This window comes from Streptomyces sp. NBC_00038 (genome assembly GCF_026343635.1).
Classification (GTDB): Bacteria; Actinomycetota; Actinomycetes; order Streptomycetales; family Streptomycetaceae; genus Streptomyces.
In genome coordinates this window covers 4,521,133-4,536,012 of the sequence record NZ_JAPELQ010000001.1, presented here as the reverse complement: position 1 = coordinate 4,536,012, position 14,880 = coordinate 4,521,133, and the positions used below count along the sequence as shown (strand labels likewise).

Below are 14,880 nucleotides of genomic sequence, written 5' to 3'. Positions count from 1 at the left end.
AGTGGGGCGCCCTCTTCAACGAGGGCGCCCCACTCGGGCGTTCAGCCGCGCGGCGGCAGCTTCGGCCTCGTCCGGTCCGGCACGTTCGAGTAGTCCGGCGGAGACGCCGCCGGCTGGGTGCCCAGCAGGTCCAGGGCCAGCTGCACGGCGTCGTCGAGTTGCGCGTGGCGGCCCTCCGCCCAGTCCAGCGGCGTGCGGAGGATCTCCAGGTCCGGGTAGACGCCCTTGTTCTCGATGGACCAGCCGTACGCGTCGAACCAGGCGGCGTTCATCGGCACCGTGATCACCGTCCCGTCGCCGAGGCGGTGGCGCCCGGTCATGCCGACGACCCCGCCCCAGGTGCGCTGGCCGACGACCGGGCCCAGCTTCAGCAGCTTGAAGGCCGCGGTGATCATGTCGCCGTCGGAGGAGGTCGCTTCGTCCGCGAGGGCGACCACCGGACCGCGCGGGGCGTTGGAGGCGTACGACACCGGCTGGGCGTTGCGTGTCAGGTCCCAGCCGAGGATCTTGCGGGTCAGCTTCTCGACGACCAGTTCGCTGATGTGGCCGCCCGCGTTGCCGCGCACGTCGACGATGAGCGCGGGCCGGGACACCTCCAGGCGCAGGTCGCGGTTGAACTGGGCCCAGCCCGAGCCGCCCATGTCGGGGATGTGCAGGTAGCCGCAGCGCCCACCGCTCAACTCCCGTACGACGTCGCGGCGTTTGGCCACCCAGTCCTGGTAGCGCAGCGGCCGCTCGTCGATGAGCGGGACCACGGCGACCCGGCGTGACCGTCCCTCGCCCTCCGCCGGTGTGAACGTCAGCTCCACCGTCGTACCGCCCGCTCCCGCCAGCAGCGGATACGGGCCCGTGACCGGGTCCACCGGCCGGCCATCGACGTGGGTGAGCACCGCGCCCTCGCGGATCCCCGTACCGGCGAGGGGTGAACGTGCCTTGGAGTCCGAGGAGTCGCCGGGGAGGATCCGCTTGAGCATCCAAGTCCCGTCCCTGCGGACGAAGTTGGCGCCGAGGAGGCCCTGCCAGCGCTGGTAGTGCGCCGGGCCTTCGTTGCGGCGGGCCGCCGAGACGTACGCGTGCGAGGTGCCCAGTTCGCCCAGCACCTCGCGGAGCAGATCCGCGAACTCGTCGGGGGACGCGACCCGTTCGACCAGCGGGCGGTACTGCGCGAGGACCGCGTCCCAGTCGATGCCGCACATGCGCGGCTCCCAGTAGTACGCGCGGATGATGCGGCCCGCCTCTTCGTAGGCTTGGCGCCACTCGGCGGGCGGGTCCGCCTCGTGCAGGATGCGGCGCAGGTCGATCCAGACGGTGGAGTCGCCGTCGCCCGACTCGGTGGAGGGGACCGCGCGCAGGTCGCCCTCGTCGACCACGACAAGGCGGCTGCCGTCGCCGCTCACCGCGAACCAGTCGAGATGGTCGACGAGTTCGGACTTCTTCGCCTTGGCGATGTTGAAGTACTCCAGGGTGGGGCGGCCGGACGTGTCGTCCGGGTTGGCGAAGGTCTCGCCGAGCGCGCCCGAGATCGGCCAGCGCAGCCAGACCAGGCCGCCGCCCGAAACCGGGTACAGCGCCGAGTACTTGGAGGCGGTGACCGGGAACGGCGTCACCCGGCTCTCCAGGCCCTCGACCTCGACGGTCACCGTGCTGCCGTCGCCGGACTCGTCCTCGACCGGGTCCAGGCCCCCGGCGACCGGCCGCCCGTCGGGGTTCAGCGCGAAGGGAGAGGGGGTCGCGGACGACAGGGGCACCAGATAGGGCCGGCAGCCGAGCGGGAAGGACAGGTCCCCGGTGTGGACGTCGTACACCGGGTCGAAGCCGCGCCAGGACAGGAAGGCCAGATAGCGGCCGTCGCTGGTGAACACCGGATTCTCGTCCTCGAAGCGGCCGTTCGTGACGTCGACGATCAGGCGGTCCTTTATGCGGGCCATCTTGATCTGGCGCAGGGAGCGGCCGATCCCGGGGTGCGCCCAGGTCAGCCAGGCCCCGTCGGGCGAGAACACGAGATCGCGCACCGGCCCGTTGATGGACCGGATGAGCTCGGTGACCTCGCCGTTCGACTCCTCCGAAGCGTCCAGGAGCAGCAGGCGCCCGTCGTTCGACGCGATCGCGAGGCGCTCGCCCTGCGGGTCCGACACCAGTTCCTGTACGCGGCCCAGTTCGCCGGAGGCCAGGCGGCGCGGTTCGCGTTCGCCGCTCGCGCGCGGGAGGTAGGCGATCTCGACGGCGTCCTCACCCTCCGCGTCGGTGACGTAGGCGACCTGGCCGCCGGAGCCGAGCATCTCGGGGAGCCGGACCCGTACGCCGGGGGTGTCCGCGATGGTGCGCGCGGGGCCGTCGCGGTGGGTGAGCCAGTACAGGCTGCCGCGTACGACGACGGCGCTGGCCCGGCCCGTCTCGTCCACGGAGATGCCGTCGACGTGCTGGGTGGCCGGCACCTGGTACGTACGGCGTCCCGCGCGCGGCCCGCCGAGCCGGACGTCGAGACGGCGCGGGACCGAGTCGGCGGACAGGTCGTCGACGATCCACAGGTCGCCCGCGCACTGGTAGACGACACGGGTGCCGTCGCTCGACGCGTGCCGGGCGTAGTACGCGTCGTGGTCGGTGTGGCGGCGCAGGTCGGAGCCGTCGTAAGCGCACGAGTACAGGTTCCCGACGCCTTCGTGGTCGGAGAGGAAGGCGATGCGGCCGCCGACGAACATGGGGGTGTCGAGGTGGCCTTCGAGGTCGGGGAGAAGGCGTCTGCCGTGCAGCCAGAGCCGTCCTGTGGCGCCGCCGCGGTAGCGCTTCCAGGCGGCAGGCTCGTGCGGCGGGGTGCCGGTGAGCAGCAGGGTCCGGCGCTCGTCGCCGATGTCGGCGACCGCGATGTCGGAGACCGGGCCCCAGGGGAGCTTGCCGCCGGGGTCGCCGTTGGTGGGGACGCTGTAGGCCCAGGTGAAGTACGAGAAGGGCTGGCCGTGCGAGGCGACGGCGAGGATGTCGCCGTCGGGGGACCAGCCGCAGACCTGGGTGTCGGCGCTGCCCCAGTAGGTGAGCCGTCGGCCGGGGCCGCCGTCCACCGGCGCGAGATGGATCTCCGGGGCGATGCTGCGCCAGCTCGTGTACGCGATGTGGCGGCCGTCGGGGGAGAAGCGGGGGTGGCCGACCTTGGTGCGGTCCACGGTGACGCGCCAGGCCCGGCCCGGGCCGTCGAGGGGGGCCACCCACAGGTCGTCCTCGGCCGCGAAGCACAGCCGGTCGCCGCTGAGGTGCGGGAAGCGCAGGTATCCGGGGGCGTTTTCCCCGGGGGTCGCGTTCTCGTACTCGTCGCTCACCTACCCATGCTTTTCCGCTCGGAGGGCCTCGGCAACTTGTGCATGGGTGTCGGTTGCGGGGGTTGAGCGGAGGACTCGTGACACAGGACACGTACGAAACGGTTTCGTTTCGCTCGTTCTCAGGGTATCTTCAGAGACGTACGAAGGTGATGTACGACGTCGACGTACCCAGTCGGCGCATGAATCCGTCGGAGCAGGAGAAGGTGAGTGGGATGACTGAAGCCGCAACGGTGCGACGCAGTCGGATCACGCCCGAGCGTGAGGCCGAGCTGTACACGGCCGTGCTCGATCTGCTCCGGGAAGTCGGCTACGACGCCCTGACCATGGACGCCGTCGCCGCCCGCACCAAGTCGAGCAAGGCCACCCTCTACCGCCAGTGGGGTGGCAAGGCCGAGCTGGTCGTCAAGGCGATGCGGCACCAGAAGCCGGTCAATGTGGGTGACGTCGACACGGGATCCCTGCGGGGTGACTTCCACGCGATGGTGACGCGTGACGACGACTGTCACATGGAGCAGAACTCCGCGCTGATGCGGGGTCTCGCCGTGGCGATGCACGCGAACCCCGACCTCCTGCGCGCCTTCCGGGAACTGCTCATCGAGCCGGAGATGGCGGACGTGCGGCGCGTGATCCAGCGCGCCATCGACCGGGGCGAGATCCGTCCGGACAACCCCGCGGTCGACTACGTGATGCACATGCTGATCGGTGGCTTCGCGGCCCGGACGATGATCGACGAACTGCCGCCGAGTCAGGCCTTCCTCACCTCGTACGTCGACGCCGTCGTCCTCCCTGCCCTCGGCGCCTGATTCCCTTAACCCCCTTACCTGCACCTGACGCGACCGCTCACGTCGTCGGGCTGATCCCTCCTGCCCTCTCCCGTTCCCCAGCGGGTGATCGCACCAGCCCCTTGCCATCCAACGACCTGACCGGGAGTACGCCCTCGTGGCTACATTTCTCTATAAACTCGGCCGACTCGCCTTCAGGCGACGGCACTTCGTCGCCCTGATCTGGGTTGCGCTGCTGACGCTCGCGGGCGTCGGAGCGGCAAGCGCACCCGCCGCGGGCACCAGTTCGTTCTCGATACCCGGCACCGAGGCGCAGAAGGCCTTCGACCTGCTGGAACAGCGCAACCCCGGCAGCAGCGCCGACGGTGCGACCGCGCGTGTCGTCTTCAAGGCGCCCAGCGGCGAGAAGATGGAGGACGCGGCCAACAAGGCGACCGTCGAGAAGACCGTCGAGGCGCTCGGAGACGGCTCCGAAGTCACCTCCGTCACCGACCCGTACGAGAACAAGTCGATCTCCAAGGACGGGACGGTCGCGTACGCGCAGGTCTCGTACAAGGTCTCCGGCATGGAGTTGAAGGACTCCTCGAAGGAGGCACTGGAGGACGCGGCGAAGGAAGCGCGGGCCGGCGGGATGACCGTCGAGATCGGCGGTGACGCACTCCAGGCGACGCCCGAGACCGGGTCCACCGAGATCATCGGTATCGCGGTCGCCGCGGTCGTCCTCGTCATCACCTTCGGTTCGCTGATCGCGGCCGGGCTGCCGCTGCTGACCGCACTGATCGGCGTGGGCATCGGTATCTCGACCATCACGGCTTTGGCGAAGGCGCTCGACCTCGGCACCACCACCTCCACCCTCGCGATGATGATCGGCCTCGCGGTCGGCATCGACTACGCGCTGTTCATCGTCTCGCGCTATCGAGCCGAACTGGCCGAGGGCCGCGAGCGCGAGGAGGCGGCCGGGCGAGCGGTCGGCACGGCGGGCTCGGCGGTGGTCTTCGCGGGCCTGACGGTCGTGATCGCGCTGGTCGGGCTGTCCGTCGTGAACATCCCGATGCTGACGAAGATGGGCATCGCGGCGGCCGGCACGGTCGTGATCGCGGTGCTGATCGCCCTCACCATGATCCCGGCGCTGCTCGGTTACGCGGGCAAGAAGGTCCAGCCCGCGGGCAAGAAGAGCAAGCTTCTCGGAGGGGGCCGGGCCGCCAAGAAGGAGGGCAAGCCCAACATGGGCACCCGCTGGGCGAGCTTCGTCGTACGCCGTCCGGTCGCCGTCCTCCTCTTCGGTGTCGTCGCGCTCGGCGCCGCCGCGATCCCGGCGACCTCGCTCGAACTGGGCCTGGGCGACGACGGTTCGCAGCCCACGTCCACGACCCAGCGCCGGGCCTACGACACGCTGTCCGACGGCTTCGGCCCCGGCTTCAACGGCCCGCTGATGATCGTCGCGGACGTGAAGTCGAGCGACGACCCGGACGCCGCCGTCACCACGGTGACCGACCGGATCAAGGGCCTCGACGACGTCGTGTCGGTGACTCCCTCACCGCTCAACGAGGCCGGGGACACCGCGACGATCACCGTGATCCCGGACTCCAAGCCCTCCTCGATCACCACCGAGGACCTGGTGCACGCCATCCGCGGCGAGGCCGGCGACATCAAGGCGGACACCGGCGCGGAGGTGCTGGTCACCGGTACCACGGCGATGAACATCGACTTCTCGCAGAAGCTCAACGACGCGCTGATCCCGTACCTGGCGCTGGTCGTCGGGCTGGCCTTCCTGCTCCTGATCGTGGTCTTCCGCTCGATCCTGGTCCCGCTGAAGGCGGCCCTCGGCTTCCTGCTCTCGGTGCTGGCCGCGCTCGGCGCAGTCGTCGCGGTCTTCCAGTGGGGCTGGCTCGCCGGCCTGATGGGCGTCGAGGAGACCGGCCCGATCATGTCGATGATGCCGATCTTCATGGTGGGCGTCGTCTTCGGTCTCGCCATGGACTACGAGGTCTTCCTCGTGACCCGCATGCGCGAGGCGTACGTCCACGGCGAGAAGCCCAACCAGGCGATCGTCACCGGCTTCAACCACGGCGCCCGCGTCGTGACCGCCGCCGCCGTCATCATGATGGCCGTCTTCGGCGGCTTCATCGGCTCCACCGAGTCGATGATCAAGATGATCGGCTTCGGCCTCGCGATCGCCGTCTTCTTCGACGCCTTCGTGGTCCGCATGGCGATCGTCCCGGCGGTCCTCTCCCTGCTCGGCAAGAAGGCCTGGTGGCTGCCTAAGTGGCTCGACCGCGCCCTTCCCAACGTCGACGTCGAGGGCGAGGGGCTGCGCAAGCTGGATGAGGAGCGGCGCGACGAGGACCGGGAGTTGGTCCGCGCATAACGGTTCTACGGGCCTGAGGCTCGCGTAACGGCTGACAGGGCGTCCCACGTTTGAGGTGGGGCGCCTTGTCCTGTGTACGGCTCTTACGGCTGCCGGTCTTGTGGGTGCCGGGCCATGCCTACGTCCACCTCTGCCCAGACCGTTTTGCGTGGCGGCAGTCCCGATGTCACGCCCCAGCGGTCCGCCAGCGCGTCCACGAGCAGCAGGCCGCGCCCCGACTCCGCGTGCGCCTCCGCCTGGTTGAGCCGGGGGAGGCGGTCACCGCGTGTGTCCGTGACCTCGATACGGAGCGTGTCGCCTACGACGTACAGCGTCAGTCGGAAGTCGCGGCCCGGGATCCGGCCGTGGGTGGCCGCGTTGGCCGCGAGTTCGGCGACGATCTGGCTCGGCTCCTCCAACGGCAGCTCCCAGCTGCGGAGTTGTTCGGCGGCGAGGAGGCGGGCCAGGCGGGCGCCGCGGGGTGTGGGGGACAGAAGGATGCTGAAGTTGCGGATGGGGTGGTCGAGTTGGGGGCGAGGGGTGGCGGTCTCTTGATTCATGTCACTCAGCGTGGCCGACTCTGCGTACGGTGAGGAGTCGCGGCGCGTGTGCGTACCGTTACTGTCCGGCGTTTGTCTCGGGCTGTCTCGGCTGTCTCCGTGCCATGCGGGTACGAGTGCGCGTTGGAGGTGGGCGATGAGCGAGGGCGTGGGCGAGGGCGTGGACGAGGCGGGCTGGGGCATCGAGCCCGGGGACGAGATGGCGCCGATGATCGAGGTCGTCGGCGGGGTGATCAAGTTCCACCGGGAGGCCGCGGGGATGAGTGCGGTCGACTTCGGGGAGGCGATGGGGTACGGGGAGGACATGATCCGCAAGATCGAGCGTGGGGTGCGGATTCCACGGCTGGAGTTCCTGTACCAGGCGGATGAGGTGCTTGACGCGAGCGGGGCGATCAAAGCGCTGCGGGTGCACACGGACAAGGCCCGGTATCCGAAGAAGGTGCGGGAGTTGGCTCAACTGGAGGCTCGGGCTGTTGAGTCGGCGTGGTACCGCAACCACAACATCCATGGACTGTTGCAGACACCGGAGTACGCGAAGGCGCTGTTCGAGACGAGGCAGCCCGCGCTCTCGCCGGACGTGGTGGCGCGGGAGACCGATGCGCGCATGGCGCGAAAGGTGATCTTCGAACGGGATCCTGCCCCGACGCTCGGCTTTGTCCAGGAACAGGTGACGCTGGAGCGCCCCATCGGAGGGAAGATGGTGTTGCGGCGACAGCTTGAGCACCTACTGGAGGCGGCCCAGCTTCGGAACGTCACGTTTCAGGTCATGCCGACCGATCGGGAGGACCATGCCGGAATGGACGGACTGATCGACGTGCTGAAGTTCCAGGACGGTACGGCGGTCGGTCGTTCCGACGGGGCGTTCAATGGCCGACCGGTCTCAACTCCTAGGGATCTTCGGATCCTTGAGCTGCGCTATAGCATGATCCGGGCGCAGGCTCTCACGCCGAGGGAGTCGCGAGCCTTCATCGAGCAACTGCTGGGGAGACTATGAGCACCACGGAACTCCACTGGTTCAAGAGCAGCTACAGCGACAGCAGCGAACCCGGCGACTGCGTCGAGATAGCCGTGGCCCCCGCCACCATCCACGTCCGTGACTCCAAGAACACCCAAGGCCCCTGCCTCACCGTGGACCCCACCACGTGGACGGACTTCGTGGCGCACGTATCGGGGATGTAGACCCGCAGCACCCTCACCTGTCCAGAACGTGAGTGTGACCCATCACGACTCTGTCACGATCCGAGTGTGTGCAGGTCAGAGGATTGCAGCGAGCGTTAGTTGCGATATGCCCGTTACGAGGACAGCGTTGAGACAAGGTCTCCATGGGTGCTTCACAGATGTCGGGGGGTAACCGGTTGTCGCCTCCTGGAAGTCAAGAGCGTTCCCGCTGTTCAGAGGTCACTTTGGAGTGACGGTGGACTTCTTGCGGAGTCCCTTCACAGGTTCCTGACTTTTGATCACGCCACTCGTGGCGCATTTGGCGTCATGACGTGATCACAGGAGTTGTGTTGAGGCTCAAGGGGAGATGGGTCCCAGGCGCGAGGCGGCGGGGGAGACCGTCGCGCGCCGCGTTGAGACGTACGGGGCTCGCAGTCGCCGCAGTGCTGGCGGCGGAAGCGGCGCTGGTGTCGCTGGAGACGGGTGCGGTGTTCGCGGCCGACTCCGGTACGACGGAGGTCACGGCGACGTCGGACGAGACGAAGTCGGCTGCGTCGTCGGCGGATTCGGTGTCGGCGGCGTTGTTGATGGCCCGGTTGCAGGACCGGAAGATCGAGGTGCTGTCGGAGCGTTCGGCGACTTCGACGACGTATGCGCTGCCGTCCGGTGAGCTGCAGACGTCCACCTACGCGGGGCCGATTCGGCAGAAGGTGGACGGCAGTTGGCGGGTCATTGATACCTCGCTGTCGGACACGGGTGCGTCGCTGGAGCCGGGTGTGGCGGCGGCGGACATCGCGGTCTCCGACGGTGGGGACACGGCGCTGGTGTCGGTGGACAAGGGCGATAAGTCCTTCGGGCTTGGCTGGGGAGACAAGCTGCCGACGCCGTCGGTGAAGGGCGACACCGCCTCGTACGACCTGGGGGACGACCAGACGCTGACGGTGACCGCGCTGGCGCAGGGCTTCAGCCAGAACGTGATCCTGGACGCCGCGCCCGAGGGGGGCCTGGAGTACCGCATTCCGTTGAATCTCAAGGGACTTGAGGTGTCGGAGGCTGATTCGGGCCACCTGCTCCTCAAGGACTCCGACGGCAAGCTGGTGGCGGAGGCCCCGGCGCCGATGATGTGGGACTCGTCCAAGGACGACGCGTCGGGCGAGTCGAAGCATCAGGCGAAGGTGGCGACGGAGGTCGAGACGGCCGACGACGGCACCCAGACCCTCGTACTGACCCCGGATGCCGACTACTTCACGCAGGATCTGACCTACCCGGTCACCGTCGACCCGACGTCCACGCTCGCGGTGACCACGGACACCTGGGTGGCGACCAACTACACCGACTCGCAGGTCTCCTCGACGGAGTTGAAGTCGGGTACGTACGACGCGGGTACGACCGTGGCGCGTTCGTATCTGAAGTTCGATGTGTCGGCGTTCAAGGGCAAGCACATCACCGACACCAACCTGGCGCTGTACTCGTACTACGCCTCGACCTGCGCCACGACGGGTGCGGGGACGCAGGTGCAGCGGATCACCGGGTCGTGGACGTCGTCGGACATCACCTGGGCGGCTCAGCCGGCCACCACGGCGACGGGTGCCATCACCAACACGGCGGCCCTGGGTTACAGCACCGCCTGCCCGGCCGGGACGATGAACTTCGACATCGACGCCATAACCCAGGCGTGGGCGGACGGTTCCACCAACTACGGTGTCCGTGTCGCGGGTGCGTCCGAGACGGACTCGCTGACCTGGAGGCGCTTCTACTCGGCGAACTACGTCTCCGGGGACGGCTCGAGTGAGCCTCACCTGACGGTGACGTACAACTCCTATCCCTCGACACCGTCTTCGGCGGCGATCGCGCCGTCACAGTTGAACGCCTACAACGGCAAGCGGTATGTCACCTCGCTGACCCCGACCCTGTCCGCGAAGGTCACCGACCCGGACGGCTCCAGCACCAAGGGCCAGTTCGAGATCACGGCGGACCCGGCCTACGCGGACACCACCTACGCGTACACGGGCACTTCGGCGTCGGTGGCCTCGGGTTCGACGGCGAAGCTGACGATCGCCTCGGCCAACGCGTTCCCGGCGGGCACGCATCTGCGGTACCGGGTGCGGGCGTACGACGGGACGGACTACGGGGCGTGGACCGGCTACACGACGTTCGTGATGAACACGGGCAAGCCGGTTGCACCCACCGTCTCCTGTGCCACGTATACGGAGAGCGGCTGGACGGCCAAGGCGGACGCCGCCGTGTCCTGCACCATCGACACCACCTCCGGGGACGGCGCCGGCTACCACTGGGGCCTCGACAACTCCTCGCTGCCGAACAAGAAGCTGGACACCACCGACGGCAACGGCGGTGACTCGGCGACCGTGTCCATCGACCCGGCGAACGGGTGGCACACGCTGTACGCGCGCACGGTCGACTCCGGAGGAAACCTTTCTGCTGCCACTACCGCATATTCCTTCGGTGTCGGCGCGGACGGCGCGGCGATCCTGTCTCCGCAGGACGGCGACGACACCGCCAGGCGACTGACCCTGGCCGCCAAGGGCCTCACCTCCTACACCGGAGTGACCTGGCAGTACCGGCGTGGTGAGACCGACTCCTGGCACACCGTCCCGGTCGGCGACGTCACCGCCTCCGGCAACGCAGTCTCGGCCTGGCCGGTCGCCGTCACCAGCGGCACCGCGACCAAACTGGTGTGGAACACGGTCTCGACCCTCGCCGAGGACGGCGCGATCGAACTGCGCGCAGCGTTCACCGACGGGACGACCACCGGGCATTCGCAGACCGTTGAGGTCACGCTCGACCGGGATGCGGGCACCGCGCCCGCTGCCGGAGTGGGTCCGGGTGAGGTGAACGAACTCACCGGTGACTACACGTTGTCGGCCACCGACGCCTCGGCGTTCGACGCGAGCGTGGAGCGCTCCTACTCCTCGCGGGCCAACGACACCGACACCGAAGGCCAGGCGGAGATCTTCGGGTCCGGCTGGTCCTCCTCCGTCAGCAGCGCGGCGAGCGACTACACGCAGATCCGCAAGACCTCCGACACATCCGTGGAACTGCTGAGTGCGGACGGCAGTGCGGTCGCTTTCACCGCGACCAGTGACGGTGGCTGGCAGCCGGAGACCGGCGCCGAGTCCCTGAGCCTGACGGGCACGCTCAGCGGTTCGAAATTCACGCTGACCGACACCGACGCCACCACGACGGTGTTCGCCAAGGTCGCTGATGCGGCGGCGACTTGGACGCTGTCCTCGTCGGCCTCGGCGGTCGACGACTCCACCGTCACCGTCGCCTCCGAAACGGTCACGTCGGGCAGTTCGACGCTGGCCCGTCCGAAGTACGTGATCTCCCCGACCGGCGCGGTCACCACGGCCACCTGCCAGGCCACCCCGACCACCAAGGGCTGCCGGGTCCTGGAGTTCGTGTACGCCACTTCCACCACCGCCACCTCCAGCGCAGTCGGCGACTACACGGGCCAGGTCAAGGCGATCAAGCTGTGGGCCACCAGTCCAGGCGCCTCCGCCGCGACCGCCGAGACGGTCGAGTCCTACGCGTACGACAGCTCCGGTCGGCTCGCCCAGGCCTGGGACCCGCGCATCAGCCCCGCGCTGAAGACCGCATACACCTACGACACCGACGGCCGCGTCGCCACCCTCACCGAACCCGGCGAACTGCCGTGGACCTTCACGTACGGCAAGGCGGGCTCGGCGCTGACAGCCGGTGCGGGCATGCTGCTCAAGGCGTCCCGCTCGGCCCTGACGGAGGGCACCAGCAGCACCGTCTCGGGTACGGCGGCCACCACGGTCGTCTACGACGTGCCGCTCTCCGGCACCACCGCCCCCAACCAGATGGACGCCACCACGGTTGCCACCTGGGCCCAGGGCGAGGCCCCCACGGACGCGACGGCCGTCTTCCCGGCCGACTCCGTCCCCACCTCCAGCACCGGCAGTGACCTCACGTCGACCTCGTACGACCGTGCCACCGTCACCTACATCGACGCCAGCGGCGCGGAGACCAACACCGCGAGCCCTGGCGGCTCGATCACCACGACCGAGTACGACGTGCACGGCAACGTGGCGGCTGAACTCACCGCCACCAACCGCGAACTCGCCCTCGGAACCTCCACCGGCGCGTCCGACAAGCTGGCCGCACTCGGCCTGACTGACCTGTCCACCACCGACCGTGCCCAGCAACTCGCTACGGTCTCCGAGTACTCGGCGGACAGCCAGCGCCTCACCGACGAGTACGGGCCGCTCCACGAGGTCACCCTCACCAAGGAACTCACCGGTACCACCACGGAGTCCACCCTCGCCGCGGGCACGGTGATCCCGGCCCGCGCCCACACCGCGTACACCTACGACGCGGACCGTCCGAGTGACGCGGCAGTCTCCGGGCTGGTCACCTCGATCGTGACGGGTGCGGCGATCCCCGGCTACGCCACCGACGCCGACACCAAGGGTTCGACCGCGACCTACGACTGGTCAACCGGACAGCAGAAATCCACGAGCGGGGGCGACACCAGCGCCCTTGTGACGGCGTACGACGATGCGGGCCGGGTGGCGACCACCCGCACCAACGGCTCGTCGGGCTCGGACGCGGGCGCGCTGGCGTACACCTACTACAGCGCGAGCGCTACGGGCACCTGCTCCTCGGCGATCTGGGCCGGGCTCCTCTGCAAGACGGCGCCCGCAGCCACGATCACCGGCGGCGGCAGCAACCCGACGGCGGCTGTCACCACTGTCTACACGTACGACCGCTGGGGCCGGTCCGCGACGAAGGCGGAGACCGCCAACGACGTGACCCGCACCACCACCAACACCGTGGACAGCGCGGGCCGCGTGACCAAGTCGGCGATCACCGGCGGCACCGGGGAAGCCACCCCGGCCACCACGATCACCTACAACGCGGACAACGGCCGGATCGCCACCCAGGCGTCCAACGGTCAGACGATCGCGTACACCTATGACGCCCTGGGGCGTCAGACCTCCTACGCCGACGGTGCGGGCAACACCACCACCATGGCGTACGACATCCTGAATCGGCCGCTGAAGACCACCGACTCGGCCCCATCCACCGTGACGTACGCCTACGGCACCGCGGGCAACGTCAAAACCCTGACCGACTCGGTCGCGGGCACCTTCACCGCCACCTACGACGCCGACGGCACTCTCACGACAGAGACCCTGCCAGGCGACTACACCCTGACCGTCACCACCGACACGACCGGCCAGGAGACCGGTCGCGAGTACACCACTTCGGACGGCACCACCGTCGCCTCCGACACCGCCGGCTACACCGTTACCGGCCTCCAGGCCGGCCACACCCAGACCGACGGCTCGACCACCCAGTCCGACTACACCTACGACAGTGCCGGCCGCCTCACCCAGGCCACCGACACCACCGCCACCGGCTGCACCACCCGCGCCTATACCTTCGACGCGAACAGCAACCGCACGGCCCTGACGGCCAGTTCCGACGACTGCGACAGCAGCACCGAGGACACCACCACGGCGACCACGTCGTACGCCTACGACAGCGCCGACCGTCTGGTGAACTCGGGCTACGCCTATGACGCCTTCGGCCGCACCACCACCAGCGGCGACACAACCCTGTCGTACTACACCAACGACCTGGTCGCCTCGGAGACCGTCGGCACCAGCCGCAACACGTGGACCCTGGACGCCACCGGTCGTCTCGCCGTCCAGCAGGCTCAGACCCAGGCCACCGACGGCACCTGGAGCACCAGCAGCACGACAACCAGCCACTACAGCGGCGGTGGCGACAGCCCCGCCTGGACCAAGACCGGCGACACCATCGGCCGCAACGTCGGCGACCTCACGGGCGGGCTGAGCGCGACGACAACAGCCAGTGGAGGCACGGTCCTGCAACTCGCCAACATCCACGGCGACATCACGGTCCAGCTGCCGCTGGACACCACGGTCGCAGCGACCGTTCAGCACTACGACGAATATGGCAACGCGTCCGGAGCAACAGCAGTCTCTGCCTACGGTGCTCTCGGCGGCTACCAGAGGTTCTCCCAGACTCTGAGCGGCGTGATTCTGATGGGCGTCCGCCTCTACGACCCCGCCACTGGCCGGTTCCTTAGCGTGGACCCGGTGTACGGCGTCAACGCCAATGCGTACTCCTACCCGACCGACCCCGTGAACATGTACGACCTCGACGGGCGGAAGCCCATTGCGAAGTACAACAAGAACAAGGTTTCGTGCGGTTACTTCAATTGCACGATAAAGATGAGTCGAAAAAGAACCAAACGGCTCGTCGATGTTCTTACAGGGGTGAGTGTCGGGGCGGGCAGTATCGCTGGAATACTCGGTGGGGCCACACTAGGCGGCGTAGTTCCCGCAGGGATAGCTGCGCTCATATTCTCGATCATTTCGGCCGCTGCGGGGGGGATTGCGTATTATTTGACCACTCTTCTGAACTGGTATCCGAGGCGGGGAACGAAAATACAGATTTACTACTACGCTTGGGTTTGGTACGCCTGGCGTCAGTCATAGATCGCTTCTATTGCGGGTAGCCCATGGGTGTTCCCCGGGCTACCCGCCCTTTCGTGAATCAGTGGCTTGCCAGTCCTATCGGCGCCGTTCGGTTGGTTATCGAGAAAAGGGAGTGTTATGGAGCGTGAAATATCGAAGACGATCCGGATCGTTTGTTTCGTCCTCTTGGCTTCGGGATTGATGTTGTCCGTTTGTGCCGGCATCTGG

General features: G+C 68.2%; 7 protein-coding genes. 5 read left to right on the top strand and 2 right to left on the bottom strand.

Annotation, left to right across the window (positions count from 1 at the left end; genetic code table 11):
- Positions 1 to 41: 41 nt before the first annotated feature.
- Entirely contained in the window at positions 42 to 3,311 is a 3,270-nt protein-coding gene (locus tag OG219_RS20435) for a S41 family peptidase (protein WP_266828485.1), read from the bottom strand.
- 212 nt (positions 3,312 to 3,523) lie between these two features.
- On the opposite strand from OG219_RS20435, the gene OG219_RS20430 reads away from it, so the two are divergent.
- Positions 3,524 to 4,114, top strand: a complete 591-nt coding sequence (locus tag OG219_RS20430) for a TetR/AcrR family transcriptional regulator (protein ID WP_266828483.1) — start codon at positions 3,524 to 3,526, stop codon at positions 4,112 to 4,114.
- 136 nt (positions 4,115 to 4,250) lie between these two features.
- Positions 4,251 to 6,461, top strand: coding sequence for an MMPL family transporter (locus OG219_RS20425; RefSeq protein ID WP_266828481.1), 2,211 nt, complete (start codon positions 4,251 to 4,253; stop codon positions 6,459 to 6,461).
- A gap of 83 nt (positions 6,462 to 6,544) precedes the next feature.
- On the opposite strand, the gene OG219_RS20420 is transcribed toward OG219_RS20425, so the two are convergent.
- The gene (locus OG219_RS20420; RefSeq protein WP_266828479.1) at positions 6,545 to 7,000 is read right to left on the bottom strand and encodes an ATP-binding protein; all 456 of its coding nucleotides are present in this window, start codon (positions 6,998 to 7,000) and stop codon (positions 6,545 to 6,547) included.
- Between the two features lie 136 nt (positions 7,001 to 7,136).
- Here OG219_RS20420 and OG219_RS20415 point away from each other — a divergent pair, with 136 nt between their 5' ends.
- From OG219_RS20415 to OG219_RS20405, 3 genes are all read left to right on the top strand, one after another.
- Positions 7,137 to 7,994, top strand: a complete 858-nt coding sequence (locus OG219_RS20415; RefSeq protein WP_266828477.1) for a helix-turn-helix transcriptional regulator — start codon at positions 7,137 to 7,139, stop codon at positions 7,992 to 7,994.
- The gene (locus tag OG219_RS20410; RefSeq protein WP_266828475.1) at positions 7,991 to 8,179 is read left to right on the top strand and encodes a DUF397 domain-containing protein; all 189 of its coding nucleotides are present in this window, start codon (positions 7,991 to 7,993) and stop codon (positions 8,177 to 8,179) included. Before OG219_RS20415 ends, OG219_RS20410 begins: the two co-directional genes overlap by 4 nt.
- 422 nt (positions 8,180 to 8,601) lie before the next feature.
- A complete protein-coding gene (locus OG219_RS20405; RefSeq protein ID WP_323183286.1) occupies positions 8,602 to 14,673 on the top strand; it encodes a DNRLRE domain-containing protein in 6,072 nt (2,023 codons plus the stop codon).
- The last annotated feature ends 207 nt before the right edge of the window (positions 14,674 to 14,880 follow it).

Coding starts and splice junctions, on each gene's coding strand:
- OG219_RS20420 (WP_266828479.1), bottom strand. CDS start 7,000: ATGAATCAAGAGACCGCCACCCCTCGCCCCCAACTCGACCACCCCATC.
- OG219_RS20410 (WP_266828475.1), top strand. CDS start 7,991: ATGAGCACCACGGAACTCCACTGGTTCAAGAGCAGCTACAGCGACAGC.
- OG219_RS20430 (WP_266828483.1), top strand. CDS start 3,524: ATGACTGAAGCCGCAACGGTGCGACGCAGTCGGATCACGCCCGAGCGT.
- OG219_RS20415 (WP_266828477.1), top strand. CDS start 7,137: ATGAGCGAGGGCGTGGGCGAGGGCGTGGACGAGGCGGGCTGGGGCATC.